This window comes from Alkaliphilus hydrothermalis (assembly GCF_016908555.1).
GTDB classification, from domain to species: domain Bacteria; phylum Bacillota; class Clostridia; order Peptostreptococcales; family Natronincolaceae; genus Alkaliphilus; species Alkaliphilus hydrothermalis.
This window is the reverse complement of record NZ_JAFBEE010000001.1, coordinates 213659-231836: the sequence shown is the minus strand read 5'-3', so window position 1 is coordinate 231836 and position 18178 is coordinate 213659. Positions and strand designations below refer to the sequence as shown.

General features: G+C 36.0%; 16 protein-coding genes. All 16 read right to left on the bottom strand.

Features of this window, described 5'->3' with window-relative positions:
• Position 1: 1 nt before the first annotated feature.
• On the bottom strand, positions 2 to 538 hold the full coding sequence (gene pgsA / locus JOC73_RS01180) for a CDP-diacylglycerol--glycerol-3-phosphate 3-phosphatidyltransferase (protein ID WP_204400006.1): 537 nt from the start codon (positions 536 to 538) through the stop codon (positions 2 to 4).
• Complete coding sequence (gene rimO, locus JOC73_RS01175; RefSeq protein ID WP_204400005.1) at positions 522 to 1862, bottom strand: 30S ribosomal protein S12 methylthiotransferase RimO; 1341 nt, start codon at positions 1860 to 1862, stop codon at positions 522 to 524. Before rimO ends, pgsA begins: the two co-directional genes overlap by 17 nt.
• On the bottom strand, positions 1863 to 2912 hold the full coding sequence (gene mnmH / locus JOC73_RS01170) for a tRNA 2-selenouridine(34) synthase MnmH (protein WP_204400004.1): 1050 nt from the start codon (positions 2910 to 2912) through the stop codon (positions 1863 to 1865).
• A 56-nt stretch (positions 2913 to 2968) separates the two neighbouring features.
• A complete protein-coding gene (locus JOC73_RS01165) occupies positions 2969 to 5308 on the bottom strand; it encodes an FtsK/SpoIIIE family DNA translocase (protein WP_204400129.1) in 2340 nt (779 codons plus the stop codon).
• A 183-nt stretch (positions 5309 to 5491) separates the two neighbouring features.
• On the bottom strand, positions 5492 to 6271 hold the full coding sequence (locus JOC73_RS01160; protein WP_330613038.1) for a ClpP family protease: 780 nt from the start codon (positions 6269 to 6271) through the stop codon (positions 5492 to 5494).
• A gap of 189 nt (positions 6272 to 6460) precedes the next feature.
• A complete protein-coding gene (locus JOC73_RS01155) occupies positions 6461 to 7309 on the bottom strand; it encodes an undecaprenyl-diphosphate phosphatase (RefSeq protein WP_204400003.1) in 849 nt (282 codons plus the stop codon).
• 253 nt (positions 7310 to 7562) lie between these two features.
• Positions 7563 to 8762, bottom strand: a complete 1200-nt coding sequence (gene chrA / locus JOC73_RS01150) for a chromate efflux transporter (RefSeq protein WP_204400002.1) — start codon at positions 8760 to 8762, stop codon at positions 7563 to 7565.
• 148 nt (positions 8763 to 8910) lie between these two features.
• The gene (locus tag JOC73_RS01145; RefSeq protein ID WP_204400001.1) at positions 8911 to 9174 is read right to left on the bottom strand and encodes a YlmC/YmxH family sporulation protein; all 264 of its coding nucleotides are present in this window, start codon (positions 9172 to 9174) and stop codon (positions 8911 to 8913) included.
• A 198-nt stretch (positions 9175 to 9372) separates the two neighbouring features.
• Positions 9373 to 10635: a M16 family metallopeptidase gene (locus JOC73_RS01140; protein ID WP_204400000.1), complete on the bottom strand. Its 1263-nt coding sequence runs from the start codon at positions 10633 to 10635 to the stop codon at positions 9373 to 9375.
• A 101-nt stretch (positions 10636 to 10736) separates the two neighbouring features.
• Positions 10737 to 11465, bottom strand: coding sequence for a polysaccharide deacetylase family protein (locus tag JOC73_RS01135; RefSeq protein ID WP_204399999.1), 729 nt, complete (start codon positions 11463 to 11465; stop codon positions 10737 to 10739).
• A gap of 235 nt (positions 11466 to 11700) precedes the next feature.
• On the bottom strand, positions 11701 to 12282 hold the full coding sequence (locus JOC73_RS01130; protein ID WP_204399998.1) for a DJ-1/PfpI family protein: 582 nt from the start codon (positions 12280 to 12282) through the stop codon (positions 11701 to 11703).
• Between the two features lie 271 nt (positions 12283 to 12553).
• Complete coding sequence (locus tag JOC73_RS01125; RefSeq protein WP_204399997.1) at positions 12554 to 12949, bottom strand: GNAT family N-acetyltransferase; 396 nt, start codon at positions 12947 to 12949, stop codon at positions 12554 to 12556.
• A 10-nt stretch (positions 12950 to 12959) separates the two neighbouring features.
• Positions 12960 to 14372 (bottom strand): aminotransferase class I/II-fold pyridoxal phosphate-dependent enzyme, encoded by a 1413-nt coding sequence (locus JOC73_RS01120; protein WP_204399996.1) that lies wholly within the window; start codon positions 14370 to 14372, stop codon positions 12960 to 12962.
• A 179-nt stretch (positions 14373 to 14551) separates the two neighbouring features.
• Entirely contained in the window at positions 14552 to 15136 is a 585-nt protein-coding gene (locus tag JOC73_RS01115; protein ID WP_204399995.1) for a hypothetical protein, read from the bottom strand.
• Between the two features lie 12 nt (positions 15137 to 15148).
• Positions 15149 to 15745 carry a hypothetical protein gene (locus tag JOC73_RS01110; RefSeq protein ID WP_204399994.1) on the bottom strand — a complete coding sequence of 199 codons (597 nt, stop codon included), beginning with the start codon at positions 15743 to 15745 and terminating at the stop codon, positions 15149 to 15151.
• 148 nt (positions 15746 to 15893) lie between these two features.
• On the bottom strand, positions 15894 to 18008 hold the full coding sequence (locus JOC73_RS01105; RefSeq protein ID WP_204399993.1) for a polyribonucleotide nucleotidyltransferase: 2115 nt from the start codon (positions 18006 to 18008) through the stop codon (positions 15894 to 15896).
• Positions 18009 to 18178 lie beyond the last annotated feature (170 nt).

Genomic DNA, 18178 nt, shown 5'->3' with positions numbered 1-18178 from the left:
ATTAGTGCTTTAAAATATGTTGATTGATTCTTACATAGTCTAATCCTGATAAGACAGTAAAAATAACAGCTAAATAAACCATAATTGTTGCAAATGGGAAATTGATATAGCTGAAGGGAAAATTATTTAATAATATCGCAATAATTGCGATAATCTGAGTAATTGTCTTTGCTTTACCCCACCAACTAGCGGCAATAACGATTCCCTCTGAAGCAGCGATGGCTCTTAAAATACTAATGGTATACTCCCTTGCAATAATAATAAATACAACCCAAGCCGACAACCGATCCATTTGTACTAAAGAAATCAGGGCAGCAGAAACCAATAATTTATCTGCCAAAGGATCCATAAACTTACCAAAGTTAGTGATTTGATTATTTTTTCTAGCAATATAGCCGTCTAGAGAATCAGTAATCGCAGCAAAGGTAAAAATCCCAGCGGCAATATACACACCATAGTCAATTTTATTTAATAAAAATATCATAAAAACAGGAACCAACATTATTCTTAGTATCGTTAATTTATTTGCTAAATTCATCGACTTTCTCCCCCATCAAATCATATTCTAAGGCACCAGTAATTCTAACCGTGATTAAATCCCCTTCTTTTAGGGTAGTATTTGATTGGACATATACCAACCCATCAATCTCTGGTGCATCCCCTTCTGTTCTTCCCATGTATTCTCGGTCTTGATCTAGGTCTTCTTCTATTAAGACCTTCACAACGCCACCAATTTTCTCTTGATTTTTTCCTAATGAGATTTGCTGTTGTAGCTCCATGATTTCATTACGCCTTTCAACTTTTATAGATTCCTCAATTTGATCTGCTAGTTTTGCTGCTGGAGTTCCTTCTTCTACAGAGTACTCAAATACCCCTAGTTTGTCAAATTTCATATCTTCCACAAACTTCTTTAATTCTTGAAAGTTTTCTTCTGTCTCTCCAGGAAATCCAACGATCAGAGATGTTCTCAATGAGATGTCTGGCATATTATTCCTTAACTTATTAATAAGTGTCTCCAACGCGTCCTTTGTTGTTCTTCTGTTCATTCGTTTTAGTACTTCATTACTACAGTGTTGAATTGGCATATCTAAATAATGACAGACTTTTTCTAAAGTAGCCATGGTCTGTATTAATTCATCGGAGATCATTTCTGGGTAAGCATATAGCAATCTAATCCATTCTAGTCCCTCTACTGCATTCAGTTCCTTTAATAGCTGAGGCAGCATGTACTGGTCATAAAGATCAATTCCGTATCTCGCAGTATCTTGGGCAATCAGAATAACTTCCTTTACACCTCTTGAAGCCAACTCTTTTGCTTCCTTTACAATACTCTCCATTTTTCTGCTTCTGTATTTTCCTCTAAGCTTTGGAATAATACAATAGGTACAGAAGTTATCGCATCCATCGGATATCTTTATATAACTAGTATAGGAAGGTGTTGTTTGGAATCTTGGAAGGTCTTCATTAAAAGCTTTATCTATGTTTCCAACTTGTACAACCCTATTTCCCTGTAGTGCTTCATGGATTACATCTAAAATAGCATCATATCCACCTGTTCCTACAACAGCATCTACTTCTGGTAATTCTTCTATAAGCTCTTTATGATATCTTTCTCCTAGACAACCAGAAACGATTAAGACCTTTAATCGGTCCTGCTTTAAAAGTCCGATCTCGATAATTTTATTGATAGATTCTTCCTTTGCAGACTCTATAAATCCACAGGTATTTACGATAATGGCATCTGCATTCTTTTTATTGCTAGTTAACTTGTAGCCATACTTATTCAAAATACCCAACATGATTTCTGCATCTATGAGATTTTTAGAACACCCTAGTGATTCTACGTATACTGTCAAATTCATTTAATTTGTCTTCCCTTCCATTTCTTGATAATATGAGTGTATTTTATCTACCGCCTCTTCAATTCTACCATAATTTATCTTTAAGTTATACTGATATTTTTCAACTGAATGTTGATAGAGGGGGTCGTAATATTCCAAAACCAATTCCTCCGCAATGAGATTATATTTTTTTTCTGCAATCCATTGATGATATTGCTGTACTTTCTTACTCCCGATTCTCTTCTTTAGATGACCAATCGACTTAATTAAAAGTTCATCGGGGTTTTCTATATTTTCAACATAGTCCACCACTAACCGCTTAACCCGTTCTTCTACAGAAGCTTCTAGAAGAATATGTTTTCCATTGGTCATTGCATCAAAGACCTCATTAGGAATTATGATTCGCCCTAATCGTTTACTTTCACTTTCTACAACAATATACCGCTCTTTAATATCTACTAGTTGTTTGAGGAGAGCACTTTCAAAGCTTTTTTGGGTTAGGCGGTGACTATCCTCTATTGTGGCACCAAACACTGAGCCTTTATTGCTGGCTAAATCCTCTAGATTCACTACAGCAACCCCTCTTTCCTCCAGCAACTTCAATACCTCTGTCTTACCTACTCCAGTAAATCCATGGAGAACAATAAATTGATGGTGCTTATGGATGTCTCTTAAATAATTTAAAAGATAATTTCTATATGCTTTAAATCCACCATCTAACTGGTATAGTTCTAGTCCTAATACTTTGAAAAAACTTACAAAGGTGGCGCTTCGCAAACCACCTTTAGCACAAAATATGATTAATTTACAATCCTTCCTGCTGAGTTCCAATAACTGTTTATAGATACTCGGCAGCTTCGGAGAGACAATCTCCAACCCCCGAACCTTTGCAACTTGGGGCCCCTGTTGTTTGTATAATGTTCCGATTTCAGCCCGTTCATCATTGTTTAGTAAAGGGATGTTGATGGCTCCTTCTATTGTACCTTCTTCATACTCAAGGGGAGACCTGACATCTATAATCATCTTAGTATCTAATTTCATGACTTCGGCTATATCCAATTTACCTAACATTTTTTCACCTTCGTTTATGTTCTATTTAAGCTTCACATGTATTTTGAGTTTGCATATTAATTTGCTTCATTATGCTCCTCAAGGTGTGCTTCAGTGATTAAGACCTGTCTAGGCTTACTGCCCTCATGACAACCGATAATCCCCTTAGCTTCCATTTCATCAATGAGGCGGGCAGCTCGATTGTATCCTATCCGTAGCCTTCTTTGTAGCATCGATATGGATGCCTGTTGGTTCTCTACCACCATTTCTACGGCTGTGTTGAACAAATCATCAGATCCATTCATATCTAAGCTTTCACCTTGGTCAATACGGTTGATGATTTCTGATTCATAGTTTGGTTTATCGATTTGATTTTTAATAAAGGTAACAACCCGTTCAACTTCCTTCTCCGATACAAATGCCCCCTGTACCCTCACTGGCTTGTTGGCTCCTATCGGATAGAATAACATATCTCCTTTACCTAAAAGCTTTTCTGCTCCCCCCATATCAATAATCGTTCGAGAGTCGGTTTGAGATGCCACTGAAAAGGCAATTCTCGAAGGGATATTTGCTTTAATCACCCCTGTGATGACATCAACTGAAGGTCTTTGGGTAGCTATAATTAAATGAAGCCCTGCAGCTCTTGCCATTTGTGCTAAGCGGCAGATGGCATCCTCCACATCATTTGCCGCCACCAACATTAAGTCCGCCAACTCGTCAATAATAATCACGACATAAGGTAGCTTTTCCTCTGGGAACTTTTGGTTGTAGCTACCAATATCCTTAACACCATTATCAGCAAACAGTTGATATCTTCTAGTCATTTCTTGCACTGCCCAATTCAACGCGCCTGTAGCTTTCTTAGGATCAGTAACAACAGGGATCAGAAGGTGGGGTATTCCGTTATAATGATTTAACTCCACCACTTTCGGGTCAATCATTAGTAGCTTAACCTCGTCGGGATTGGAACTATACAACACACTTAATATTAATGTATTAATACAAACACTCTTTCCAGAACCAGTAGCTCCCGCCACCAATAAGTGGGGCATCTTACTGATATCTGTTATGATTGGATTCCCTGAGATATCTTTTCCTAAAGCAAAAGGAATCTTTGCCTCGGAGGACTGATATTGGGAACTATCTATAACTTCTCTTAAGGTTACCATAGATACATCTTCATTTGGGATCTCAATACCAATAGCTGCCTTACCAGGTATCGGTGCTTCAATACGAATCGCTGGTGCTGCCATATTTAAAGCAATGTCATCACTTAGGTTTACGATTTTACTTACCTTTACCCCTACACTTGGTTGTAGCTCATATCGGGTAATCACAGGACCTTTACTGACCTGTATTACTTTAGCCTCTACTCCAAAGTTCTTTAAGGTATCCTCTAATACCTTAGCCTTTTTTAATATTTTTCTTTTATCCTCTTTATTTGGCAAACTGTCCACTTGGCTCAACAACTCTATGTCAGGTATTTGGTATACAAAGTCTGGGTCATTGCTAAAGCCTGTGATGGTAATATCCGATGAATCTCCCTGTTCATTTTGGTTCTTTAATGCCTTATTAGTTTTTTCCTTATTAATATCTCCCTTAATGGTTTCCTCCTTCAGAGGATTCCCCCCTTGGTCAACCCCTTCATTTGTAAAATCTGGGTTTACATCTTCCACTGAATCACTGTCGTTGGTGAAATCCAGAATCTTTATTTTTTCATCCTGTTCCACCATATTTTCAACTGTAGTCGCAACCGTCTCATCAAATAAATCCAGTTGTTCCATAATTTCTTTTTTGCTCTTTTTAGGCTTTTGCTGAACTTCTTTATCCACCAGTACTGACTTCTTGATGGATAAGAAAATTCTTCTAAATACTTTTTTAAAGTATAGAATCAGTGCCAATAGGGAAACATCTGTATAGATCATTGATGCTACAATTAATAAGCTAGTAATAATGATATAGGTACCTGTCTGACCAAACAATCCCACCAGTAAGAAGGCAATACTATTTCCAATTACCCCTCCCGTTTGTCCCTGTTTTCCTAAAATATAAGTCCATTTAATACTTTCAGCAAAACTTCTTCCCTCAAAATCACTAATATCAGGAATGGAGAAAAACAACAAAATACATAAGAATAAGATAGAAAAATAAATAAAACTACTTCGATTCTTCCAAAAAGACATATTGCTGAAAACTAAAACCCCACAGACAATAGCGATATAGGGCAATATATAGGCTGCATTTGAGAATAAGCCCATTAGTACTGCTTGAAACCATGCTCCAACTTTTCCTGCCCCAAGGGAATGCATTGACACTAGTAACAATAACCCTGTCGCAATTAAAAAAATGCCTTTAATCTCATGATTGAATTCCTCTGTTAGTGTAACTTCCTTTGATTCCTTCTTTCTCTTTGTCATTGAATTTTTTCTCAATTTTTTCACCCCAAGTCATGTCTTTTCGCTATGTAAATCATTTTGAAAATTAACTAAAGCGCAGTTTTTGCTGCGCTCTATTTTATCATTATTTACTAATATTATTGTACAACATATTTTGATAATCTACAAATGATTTAAATAGCCTAATTCCATGGTGGCAGGAGATTAATTTGTTAGTTGATCTTCCTCTGTCTTTTTAGAAAGCTTAATGAGGGATTTTAGCTTGCCCATCGCCTTGTCCAATCCACCAACCTCATTAATTAAACCACTCTCCACAGCTTCTTTACCAATTAATATTGTTCCAATATCATTGGCTAATTCATCAGTGGAACTCATTAAGTTTAAGAAGGTATCCTTTTTAATGGAGGAAGTTCTAACAACAAATTCTACTATCCTATCCTGCATCTTTTTGAAGTAATTGAAGGTTTGGGGTACCCCAATCACTAATCCATTCATTCTAATCGGATGGATCGTCATTGTGGCTGTTGGGGCAATAAAAGAATAGTCTCCTGCCGTTGCAAGGGGCACACCAATACTATGTCCCCCACCTAAAACAAGGGTTACTTTTGGTTTTGATAAACTCTGAATCAACTCTGATATTGCTAACCCTGCCTCTACATCTCCACCAACGGTATTTAAGATTACCAACAACCCTTCAATGTTTGGGTTGTCTTCCACCGCCACCAATTGTGGGATAATGTGTTCATATTTTGTAGATTTATTTTGGGGCGGTGCCACCATATGACCTTCAATATGTCCAATAATTGTTAGTATATGAATATTTTCTTCCTTCTTAGGTATATTGTTTGTTCCCAATGCTTGAATGTTTTGCAGACTTACATTCTGTTCTTTCATTTCTGGTTTGTCGGGTAATTCTTGTTTAAATTGTGCCATCATGGGGGTATATGATTTTTGATGCTGCTCTTCTCTATAATCTTTTCTCATGTTTTCACCTCTGTTAATTTGGTATATTTATATTCTTACCTATTCCTTATCTTATATTCTACAAGTGGGATAAAGATTATACAGAGGAGTTAAAGGAAGTAAAAACCTAACTTTTTAAATAAAAACTGCCCTACAATGTTTATTAACAACATCATAGGGCGGTTCCTTTATAGATTTTCAAACTTTACCTTAACCAAAGATCCCCATATAGCCTGCAACCAAAACAATCGTAGCAAAAATCATCCTGTAGATGGCAAATACCTTCATAGACTTCTTCTTTAAATATGCAATAAATTTATCAATAACCTTTAAAGCAACAATAAACGAAACAATAAAACCAACAGCTAAAGAAATCATTTCAGGTGATGTAAGACTTGATAAACTTCCTACTTTTAAGATTTTCAAGAAACTCATACCGATCATTACTGGGATAGCCAAAAAGAAAGAAAACTCTGTGGCTACTATAGTAGAAAGTCCTGCCACCCATCCTCCAATGATGGTTGAGGCTGACCTTGACATACCAGGGATAATCGCTAGACATTGAAATAGTCCAATAATGAATGCTTGTCTTACTGTAACCTCCAGCACTTGTGTCTGAGGCTTGTTGTTTCTATATCGATTCTCAGCATAGATCATCCATAGACCACCAAAGAATAATGCTAATGCCACAGTAATGGGTGAAAATAGGTATGTTTCAGCTAAATCATCCAATAAAATACCAAATACTCCCCCGGGAATACAGGCAATAGCCACTGTTGACCAAAACCCTAGACCCGACCCCTTTAGGCTGCCGTTTTTGGGGAAGAAATTTAATAAAGTATGGCTAATTTTTTTCCAATATAGGATTACCACTGCTAAGATCGCCCCCAGCTGGATTACGTATGTATACATCTCTACGTAGGCTGGATGAGTTCCTTTAAACCCTAGGATACTCTGAAATATAACTAAATGTCCCGTTGAGGATACTGGTAAAAACTCAGTTATCCCTTCTACAATTCCCAACACCAAAGATTTTAATATAAAAATTACTAACTCCATGTGAAGATGTCCTCCCTTTACTTTTCTTTTTCCCTCATTCACATTTAAAACTTCCTATTGACACTACTCTGATTTTAACTCTGCATATATGATTGTATATTAAAAATAAGAATTTACCAAGCTAAGTTTTTATCTTTTTCTTAGAAAGTTAATCTCACTTTCAATAAATAGACCTTATTTTACTTAAGTCGTAACGTCAACAGATTTATATGAATGAAACTAGTGACAAACCAAAGGTGTTGGTTTTAAAAGTTTAAAGGAGAAACCCTACAACTAGAACTACTAGTACGATCAATGGCGCTGGTATTCTTTTTGTTGTCAACAATAATACTGTAGCCAATGTGACAATAATGTTGTCTAATGCAAATCCACTTTTTTGCATAAGGACTACAGCAGCAACTGTGATCAATCCACCTGCAACTGCATTAATCCCCTTTAAAGAGACCTTGATTCCTCTAATCTTCTTTAGGCTTTCCCATATAGGATAGACGAAATAAATTAAAAGGAGCCCCGGCAAAAAAATACCTACACCTCCAGCAATAGCTCCTAGAGCTTGGGTCAATACAGTGTCTCCTCCAGCTGCCATTCCACCTGCATAGGCGCTAAAGCTAAACATAGGCCCTGGTAGCCCTTGAACAAGTCCATAACCTGTCAAAAACTCCTGATTTGTCATGTAATTGTTCGCCTCTACTAGCTCACTGTACATGACGGGGATCACCACCTGTCCTCCACCAAAGACCAGATATCCATATCGATAAAAGCTTTCAAATAGCTGAATGACTCGATTATCCCATATAGAAGCTAGCAACATACTGCCTAGAGTAATGATTGCAAACGCAATGAAATATTTCCAAGGGGGATTTAATTTTACACGGTTCCATAAACCTTTCTCTTTAGATGTAAGAATACTTACCATACCACCTACAGTCAATACAAATGGATAGATCCATGGATCTCTAATAAAGTAAGTAGTGATACCACCGAAAAATAGTAAAATTACAGTAATCTTATCAGTAATCACTTTTTTTCCAATGCGATATGCCGCCACTAGAATAAAACCCACTGCCATCGGTCCAACATAACGAAGTCCTGCTGTTGATATATTCCTACTACTTAAAAACTGATATAAAAATGAAAGCATAGACATTACTATAAGTACTGGTAATGCCCATACCAACATAGTTAGAAATGCTAATAAAGGTCCTCCTGTTTTATATCCTATGGAGACAATTGTTTGGGTACTGGTGGGACCAGGTAGAATACTACACAATGCAATTAGCTCAACAAGTTCTTCTTCCTTTAGATAGTCTTTCTTGACTACCATTTGGTCTGTAAAAACCCCATAATGGGCTTCTGGCCCACCATATGCACCTAGTGAGCATATAAGTACATCCTTTAAAAAAACTTTCCATTGCGTCCTATTTTCTTTATTTGAAGTATTTTCTCTTCTCATGCTGTGGTCATCCTTCCATTAGCTTTTCTACTTTAATAATATACCAATTTTTAAATAAAAAGATTCTTTAGATGTCTAGAGACTAAAATCATCGATTAGCTTTATAAAAAATAGAAAACCACTAGTCATCTAGTGGCTAAATTTTGTATTATACAGAATACTTTCTCTTATCATCGTCTTCTAACTCTATAATAATCATATCATTTCCAATCTTCTTTATTGCTTGCCACGGGATCTCCATTATCGCATTACTAGACATGAAACTAAAAACATTTTTTTGGTCGGGTATTAATAGGGCAACAATTTTCCCTGTTTTCTCGTCCAACAATAGATCAGAGTCGCCTATTATCCCCAATCGACTACCATCACATAGGTTGACAATTTCCTTTCCACTCATTGCACTGAATCTCACTGGTCATTCCTCCTATCCTTCGTTTTTCTATGTAATTTCTCTTTTTAATATATATTAAATTAAGGTGGAATTATGACGATTACTTTAATTATTTAATTTTTCACACTTCAAAATTGATTTAAGTAACAAAAAAGACTAAGCAGTAAGCCAGCTTAATCCTTTTAAATAATCATAAATACATTGTTAGCTCAAGATTTTTTATTTTCTAAGTAATGCCTTCTTTACTTGATTTTTTTGCTCTTGCTTACTAACCACAGTCACTGTCATAGAATCAGTTGCAAATATTTTTTTAATGATTCCATTAATTTCATCCATTTTGATTTCATCAATCATCTGAATAATTTCCTTTGGACTATAGGTCTTTGCAAGTAATAACTCTGATTTACCAATGGAGGTCATTCTACTGCTGGTGCTCTCCAAACCTAGAATATAACTTCCCTTTAGTTGCTCCTTAGCCTTATCTAATTCTGCATGGGTGATTCCCTTTCCTACAAGGGTATCGACCTCTTGCTTAATCAATAGACATACCTCCTCCAGTTGACTAGGATTCATACCTGCATATATGGTAAGGAGTCCACCATCCTTATAAATAGATGGGTAAGAATATACAGAGTAGGCTAATCCCCGTTCTTCTCGGATTTGCTGAAAAAGTCTAGAACTCATACTACCACCTAGAATGTTGTTGACTACTAATAGAGGGTATAATTCTCGATTTCCCATTTCAATCCCTTTAAATCCGATACATAGATGGGTTTGCTCTATATCTTTTACCTTTTCTACAATTTCAAAATGATAATTTGGTTCTTTACCCTCATAGGTATTTGTTTCAGTACTCTTCCAGCTGCCAAACTTTTCTTTAATTTCTTTTAACAGGGACTCTGGCTCAAAATTACCTGCTACAGAGATCACGGCATTTTTAGGAATATAATACTTTTCCATATGGGCCAGAAGACTTTCACGGGTGGTGGCTAAAAGAGTTTCTCTAGTCCCTAATATTGGATATCCTAAAGAGTGGTCCTTTAGGATTGATTGGGATAATAAATCATGGGCTACATCCTCTGGAGAGTCTTCATACATACTTAATTCTTCTAGGATTACACTTCTTTCCCTGTCTATATCCTTTTCATCAAACTTTGAGTTAAATATCATATCAGCTAATATGTCAATGGCTAATTTATAATGGGAATCCAATACTTTTAAGTAATAGCAGGTACATTCTTTTGCGGTAAAGGCATTGATCTGCCCTCCAACTCCATCTACAACATCAGCCAAATCCTTTGCAGATCTTGTGGCAGTCCCCTTAAATAGCATATGCTCTATAAAGTGTGAAGCACCATTATTTATGAGATTTTCATGCTTTGAGCCTGCTTCAATCCAAACACCAATAGATATGGACTTTACGTATGGAATATGTTCTGTCACGATTCTTAATCCGTTATCAAGAGTATACTTTTTGTACATTTTATCCTCCCAAATGTCTAATCTTTTCAAGACTATTTATGTTAGTTCTATCTAATTTTTTATACCTTATCCATTATAAAGGACTTTCAATACATATGCAACTATTCCTCCAGAATATCAGTTATTCTTCCAATCTCTAGCCCTTTTTCCCTGAGGGCATCAATTAAGTTTGGTAGCGCTTTAGCTGTTTCTGGCATTGGATGCATTAATACAATGCCCCCAGGGAATGGTTCTTTATCCATTACCCTTTTCATAATAATATCTTTTGTACTACCCTTTCTCCAGTCTATGGTATCTATAGACCATAAGATTGTCTTGTATCCCAGCTCCTCTGCTGCGTGTAGGGTATGTTGGTTATATGCACCCGATGGTGGAGCAAAATATTTAGGCTTTTCTTTAGTATGCTCCATTATGATATTTTCTGCTCTTTTTATTTCATCTAAATTTTTCTCGTGGTCTAAAGTGCTATAATTTAGATGCTGGTATCCGTGACTACCAATTTCATGTCCTTCATCAATGATACTTTGGAAAAGCTCCGGGAAAGTCTTTGCCCATCTTCCTGTAACGAAGAAGGTAATCTTAACATCTTTTTCCTTTAAAGTATCCAACATATCTGGTAATACTTCATTTCCCCAATCGACATTGCAGGCAAAGGCTATGTACTTGCTTTCTACACTTCCCTTATCAATTGGTTTTGCCACTGGATTGTTGTTCATCACCTCGGACGTGTTCAAAGGACGATTGAAAATAAAACCAGAAACAACTAATAAAACCGCCAATACGCCAACAATAAACAAGACGATGGTTTTTTTATTGGTAACTATGATCATATTATTCCCCCCTGTTTTAAATATAAGGTTTCATAATATAGTATTCCAAAAACCACCATATATGCGGAATTTGGAGAAGAAATCTTTTTTGATAGTGCAAGGACAAGAGATGCTTTGTATATGTAAAAGGACTATAGTTGTGGGTACTATAGTCCTTTAGAATTACTTTTTTCTTTATTGTGTATGTATAATCGTCTCTTTTTCAGATCTGCTATATTATTTAAAAATATCTCTCTTAACACTCCGTAAAATACTTTCTAAAATTCGCTCGATCCTCAGCATCTTCAAACATGAAGAAATAATCACATATTTCAATGGCAAAATCAATAAATGCAACTCCTTGAGCTGTAATTATATTTTGATCCCTCATAACTCTTTTATTTTCAAAGTTTTCTCTTGGGAATGGATCAATCTCATCCTTAAATTGCTCTCGATGTTGCTCGGTCCATTCTATTATGGAGGTCGTATAATTCCTGTCATTTAAAACCCCTGCTTTTGCTAAAAATCTGGGTCCTGCACAGACGGCTGCCAATAGTTTGTTTTCTTGGTTCAGATTTCTGATGAGTTCCATTAGTTCTTCACGTATTTCGCCATTCCATCCGCCAGTAATCAATATTCCCTCTGTTTCTTCATCAATTACAACATCCTTCACCATTATGTCAGGCAAATAGGTCATACCGGCCCTACTTTTAATTAATTTCTTTTCGTATGCAATCGTCATTATTTTTTTACCACCATTAATACCTAGAAGATGCGTTGCTAATGTAATTTCAAAATCTGCCATGTCGTCATAGATAAACACCAGTATTTTTCCCATTTTGTAATCCTCCTTGAAAACTGCTTCGTCACCACAGTTTCCATAATATTATTATGTAGTCTATATTCTAAACCCTCTATAATAACTGAGTCTCCAGCGTGATAATCTTTAATACATGTGTTCTTAGAAGGAACAAACCAATCCAATGTCACATAAATGTATTTTTATTTTATCATATTAACTAAACTTTCCAACATTTTTATAAGAAAAAAGCATAGATGCTAAATAAAAATCTATGCTTAACCTATTGGTAAGTTATATATTTTGCTTTCTAATCCCCCATCTTCATCCCTATGGCAAATACTTTAAATCCCATTTTCTCATAGAAGGGTACTAATCTCTCCTCACAAAAAAATTGAATGTGGAGGTTATTCTTTAAACATTCTGCAACTAGCCTATCACTGATTTCTTTTCCAATACCTCTATTTCGATAGGCTGGCAGTACCCCTAACCCACAGAGATATCCATTAATAACTCCGTCAGAAACCACTCTTCCTGTTCCGATTAGCTCATCCTCATGATAAACATAAATACTATACCAGCTTATCTTCATAGCCTTCTGTAATTCTTCAGCACTTAATTTTAGATAGTCATTCCATCCCAGTGCTTCATAGAGTTTGTATATCTCTTCTTGATTTAGTATTTCAGATGTATATTTAAGTTTCATTGTTTTCCTCCTATACTTGCCCTGCTTCATCCCATACGTTAATTGTTTGAGGAGCATTGTACTTCTTTAAAAGTTTAATCACTCTTTCGTCTATTCTTTCGCCTGCCCGTATAATAGGGACAGCAGGTGGGAAAGGACTGAAGTGATTTAAAGACACAAGTCCTAAACTATCCTCTAAAAACACCCTTGTTCCCTTGATGTTTCTTACTCCCTTTGGGGTAAATACCACCTCTGGTACATGCCATAGACTATCGATTAATGCATCGTGACTGACCACTGTCGCTACCCCTATCATGATCTCCTTTATAGACGAAAGAACTGCCCCAAAGACCTCCCGCGAATCTGCTATCGTAAAGGTCAATAGTATATTTTTAGGGTCTGATAGCTCACATTGAATCCCACATTTATTTAATATTGCCTCCACTTCATAACCACTGATATTAAGATGATTGAAATTAATAATAACTTTAGAAAGATCACTGGCCACTATACCATCATTTCCAACACAACTGTTGTTAAGAATCTTTATTCCATCTACAACCTTTAACTCGTCAACAAACCAAGTTATATTATCATACAACATTTGAAAAAGCTCATTTCCTTTTTCATGCACCATTGCCAGTGCAATCTCAAGGGAAGATAAAAGAACATAGGATGGACTGGAGGTCTGGAGAATCATTAGGTAATCCTTTAATCGATCCACATCTACCCTCTCGGAATTAATATGCAGGATTCCACTTTGGGTCATGGCAGGCAAGTTTTTATGGGTGCCATGCACAACAATGTCTGCACCAGCATCAATTCCACTAATAGGTAGCTCCTTATGAAATTTGAAATGAGAACCACAGGCTTCATCCACGATAATGACTTTATTATGTCGGTGGACTATCTCCGTTATTTTATCAATATCGCTACATAGACCATAAAAGTTCGGGTGGGATAACAATACCCCCTTTGCTTTAGGATGGTCTTGTAATGCTTTTTCTACTGTATCAGAATTAATTCCCATTGCTATGCCAGTACTTTTGTCTATCTCTGGTAAAAGATACACAGGCTTTGCACCTGTCAAAAACAAGGCATTATATACAGATCTATGGGCATTTCTTGGAACAATTATTTCATCCCCATCCTCTACTATGGACATAATGCTGGCAAGTATTCCTACACTGGCACCATTTACTAGAAAAATAGACTCCTTTGTTTTGTATAGCTCAGCAACGTTTTCCTGCGCCTGCTTTAGACTTCCTGTTGGATGAAATAAACTATCCACCCCTTCTACTTCCGTTAGGTCGATTTCTAAAAATTTCTCTTGAAATTCAGTATTATGAAAGATTTCCTTAGAACCTTTATGCCCTGGCATATGAAGTTTGTATTTGATATCATCACTGTATTTTTTTAGCGAATTATATAGAACTGTTTCCAACCACTCTTCCTCCTATTTCCTACCTTCATCATTATTAAAAGTATCCCGTAGATTCTTCTCTACTTGCAAATAAAGTCCTGTAAATCCAGCGAAAAATATAGATATTTGAATCCCTCTGCGCTAAGGTATCCCCAATTCAACCCTGAAGCTATTTATCTATGTCCTATACTGCTATTACATTAGTACGACCACCAATAATTGATATAACCATAAACAATTAAGATTGTAATAGTAATAAAAAATATAATATAAAAACCCTTCATATCGTTTTTCCTTTGGTCAATCTCAATTAAGGCTGGCATTAACTGTCGTCTTAATTCCATTATTTTCGTGAAATTTAATTTTGAAGTGATGGTTATTTCTGTTAGTTTATGCCGCTTAAATAATCTAACCTTAGTTCCATCTTCTAAAGTAAATACAACTTTACTTAGACCATCATAAGAAACTTTTTTCTTTAATAACTCATGATTTTTTAGTATATCACTAGCTGTTTGGAAATCCTTCAACACGCTAATCGACAATCCCTTCATTAAAAATATTAATAATAGCATCATTGCTGAAATCCCGATACTAACCAAGAATGTATCTAACTCCCTAAACCCCTGTTCCAGTAATATTCTAATAGGTACTGTCAACAATAAGATTGGGAATGCTAGATTTAACTCTTCGACTACGTATTTTCCACTGTTTACTCGATGATGAATGATAACAAACAAAACGCTGCTGATTCCTAATGATAAAATAAAGGCATTAAATTCTCCCATCCAATGTTCCTCCTATTTAATCTTACTTTTATCTGTGATTAACTTTGCAATCATGTCATGACTATAGATTAACTCCTCCAGACGATCTTTCTTGATTGAAGTTACGATATTCCCTTTGTCATTATCAATAGTAACGATAAAGCTATAGGAGTTCATCATTTGCTTTTTCACATCAATTTTTTTAATATCTGAGATTAATATGGCTTTGTTCATTATCACGAGCCAATCGTTATTATAATATAAATCCCCTAAAAGGGTAGCATTACTACCTAAAACAGCCAATAAGAATGCAGGTTCTAAATCCGTTGGATTACCCGTCACCCATTTAATTATCTGTAATACCAACATTGCAATAATACCAATATAAATAAGCCACTGAAGTACAGGATGATAAAAATTAATTTTCGTCATAGGGTGTTGCTTTATGATAAACCAAACCTTCAACCTTTCGAGGGCTATGCCAAAGAATATAGTCAGTAAAAAGGCACCCATTATGGATATGATTATATTTTCCTCTGTTTGAGTTATATTTAATGCTAATGCGCCTGTGAAAACAGCTCCCCAATAGCAATAAATAAAAGTTTTATAGTCTAAGATTTTTTTGATCATGTTTATCTAACCTCCAAAAAACCCACAAACTTTATGGGTCTTTTTAGCCCGTAAAATAGCTCTATTTTCCTATACTTATATCTCTATTCTACCATTAAAAGCAACATTTACCAACTGATAAAAAAAAAAAACATAAACCGAATCTGGTTTATGCTTTTTCTGGATTTGATTGTTCTGGTTTTTCTGGCTTTGGTAAAACAGCCTTTCTCGATAAGTTAATCTTACCTTGTGGGTCTATTTCCATCAGTTTAACCTCGATTGCATCACCAACTGATAGAACATCTTCTACTTTGTTGATACGTTCGTGGGCGATATTGGAAATATGAACAAGACCTTCTTTACCTGGTAGGATTTCAACAAAGGCACCAAAGTTCATGATCTTAACAACTTTACCTTGGTAAACTTCTCCGATCTCTGGTTCTCTTACGATGTTTTCAATAATTTCGATTGCTCTCTTGCCAGAATCTTGATCTGGAGCAGCAATGAAAATTGTACCGTCATTTTCAATATCTATTTTAACACCTGTGTCTTCAATAATCTTATTAATTACCTTACCACCAGTTCCGATTACGTCTCTAATTTTATCAGGATTAATCTTCATCTTTACGATTTTTGGTGCATATGGTGATAATTCTGGTCTTGGCTCAGTAATAGATTCCCTCATTTTTCCTAAAATATGAAGTCTACCTAATCTTGCCTGTTCTAATGCTGTTTCAAGAATTTGACGGCTAATTCCTGCAATCTTAATATCCATTTGAATAGCAGTAATACCATCATCTGTACCAGCTACTTTGAAGTCCATGTCTCCTAAGAAGTCTTCCATACCTTGAATATCCGATAGTACAGCTACTTTGTCATTTTCTTTCACTAGACCCATTGCAATACCAGCAACCATTTTCTTTAATGGTACTCCTGCGTCTAATAGAGACAATGTACTACCGCAAACACTTGCCATTGAACTTGAACCATTGGAACTTAATACCTCTGATACAAGACGAATAGCATATGGGAAATCTTCCTTAGATGGAATCATTGGCTCTAATGCTCTTTCTGCTAAAGCACCATGTCCAATTTCTCTTCTTCCTGGTCCCCTCAAGAATCTAGTTTCACCAGTACTATATGGAGGGAAGTTGTAGTGATGCATGTATCGCTTCTCTTCTTCTTCTCCTAGACCATCAAGGATTTGAACATCCCCTAAAGCACCTAAAGTCGTAATCGTCATCGCTTGAGTTTGACCTCTAGTAAATAACGCTGAACCATGGGTTCTAGGTAAGAATCCTACTTCAGTAGTGATCTTTCGGATTTCGTCTAATTTACGATCATCAGGTCTTACACCTTCATTGGTGATCATAGAACGAATTTCTGCTTTGATGATTTTGCTTAGAACTTCTTTTACATCTTTAATATTCTCTTCATACTTTTCAGCAAAATACGCTACTGTCTCTTCCTTTACCCTGTCCATGTTTTCAATTCTCTCGACCTTATCAACGGTTTTGATGGCATCAATCATTTTCTCAGTAGCAAAGGCTTTAACTTCAGCGATTAGCTCTTCTTCAATCTCTTTAATAGTAATTTCTGATTTTGGCTCACCAACCTCAGCAGCGATTCCTTCAATAAAAGCAACAATTTTCTTGATTTCTTCATGACCAAACATGATGGCATCTACCACCTGTTGCTCTGTCAATTCATTTGCTCCAGCTTCGATCATCATGATGGCATCTTTAGTTCCAGAAAGAACTAAGTTGAGATCATTATTTTCTCTTTGTTCGCTGGTTGGGTTGATAACGAATTCTCCATTTTGCATTCCTACTGCAACAGAACCTGTTGGTCCTTGGAAAGGAATGTGGGAGATGGATAATGCTACAGAAGACCCAATCATTGCAGTGATATCTGGTGGGCAGTTTTGATCTACAGAAAGAACTGTAGCGATTACCTGTACGTCATTATGATATCCTTTTGGGAATAGTGGTCTAATAGGTCTATCCATTAGACGAGAAGTTAAAACAGCCTTTTCGCTTGGTCTACCTTCCCTTTTAATAAATCCACCTGGGATTTTTCCAACTGCATAAGATTTTTCTTCGTAGTCACAACTTAATGGGAAGAAATCAATTCCTTCCCTTGGAGCTTTAGAAGCAGTAGCTGTAACAAGCACTACAGTTTCACCATATTTAATCATACAAGCTCCATGGGCTTGTTCGGCAACTTTGCCAATTTCCACCACTAGGGGTCTACCTGCTAACTCCATTTGGAATGTTTTTACCATAGAATAAATCCTCCTTTCAGGTTATTGATATATTTCTATGTAGTCTTTATTATTTCCTTTATTTAATCAATAAATTCCACATGAATCTAGTAAAAGTCAATGGATATTTGCTCCCATCCAACATTTACCATCATAATGATTAAATAATAGAGCGGGCAATACCCGCTCTT

What these genes read in the sequence shown, in the direction of transcription:
- pgsA (WP_204400006.1), bottom strand. Translation starts at nt 538, where the DNA reads ATGAATTTAGCAAATAAATTAACGATACTAAGAATAATGTTGGTTCCT.
- rimO (WP_204400005.1), bottom strand. Translation starts at nt 1,862, where the DNA reads ATGAATTTGACAGTATACGTAGAATCACTAGGGTGTTCTAAAAATCTC.
- JOC73_RS01125 (WP_204399997.1), bottom strand. Translation starts at nt 12,949, where the DNA reads ATGAAACTTAAATATACATCTGAAATACTAAATCAAGAAGAGATATAC.
- JOC73_RS01115 (WP_204399995.1), bottom strand. Translation starts at nt 15,136, where the DNA reads ATGGGAGAATTTAATGCCTTTATTTTATCATTAGGAATCAGCAGCGTT.
- JOC73_RS01160 (WP_330613038.1), bottom strand. Translation starts at nt 6,271, where the DNA reads ATGAGAAAAGATTATAGAGAAGAGCAGCATCAAAAATCATATACCCCC.
- JOC73_RS01165 (WP_204400129.1), bottom strand. Translation starts at nt 5,308, where the DNA reads ATGACAAAGAGAAAGAAGGAATCAAAGGAAGTTACACTAACAGAGGAA.
- JOC73_RS01135 (WP_204399999.1), bottom strand. Translation starts at nt 11,465, where the DNA reads ATGATCATAGTTACCAATAAAAAAACCATCGTCTTGTTTATTGTTGGC.
- JOC73_RS01155 (WP_204400003.1), bottom strand. Translation starts at nt 7,309, where the DNA reads ATGGAGTTAGTAATTTTTATATTAAAATCTTTGGTGTTGGGAATTGTA.
- JOC73_RS01140 (WP_204400000.1), bottom strand. Translation starts at nt 10,635, where the DNA reads ATGTACAAAAAGTATACTCTTGATAACGGATTAAGAATCGTGACAGAA.
- JOC73_RS01130 (WP_204399998.1), bottom strand. Translation starts at nt 12,282, where the DNA reads ATGGGAAAAATACTGGTGTTTATCTATGACGACATGGCAGATTTTGAA.
- chrA (WP_204400002.1), bottom strand. Translation starts at nt 8,762, where the DNA reads ATGAGAAGAGAAAATACTTCAAATAAAGAAAATAGGACGCAATGGAAA.
- mnmH (WP_204400004.1), bottom strand. Translation starts at nt 2,912, where the DNA reads ATGTTAGGTAAATTGGATATAGCCGAAGTCATGAAATTAGATACTAAG.
- JOC73_RS01105 (WP_204399993.1), bottom strand. Translation starts at nt 18,008, where the DNA reads ATGGTAAAAACATTCCAAATGGAGTTAGCAGGTAGACCCCTAGTGGTG.
- JOC73_RS01110 (WP_204399994.1), bottom strand. Translation starts at nt 15,745, where the DNA reads ATGATCAAAAAAATCTTAGACTATAAAACTTTTATTTATTGCTATTGG.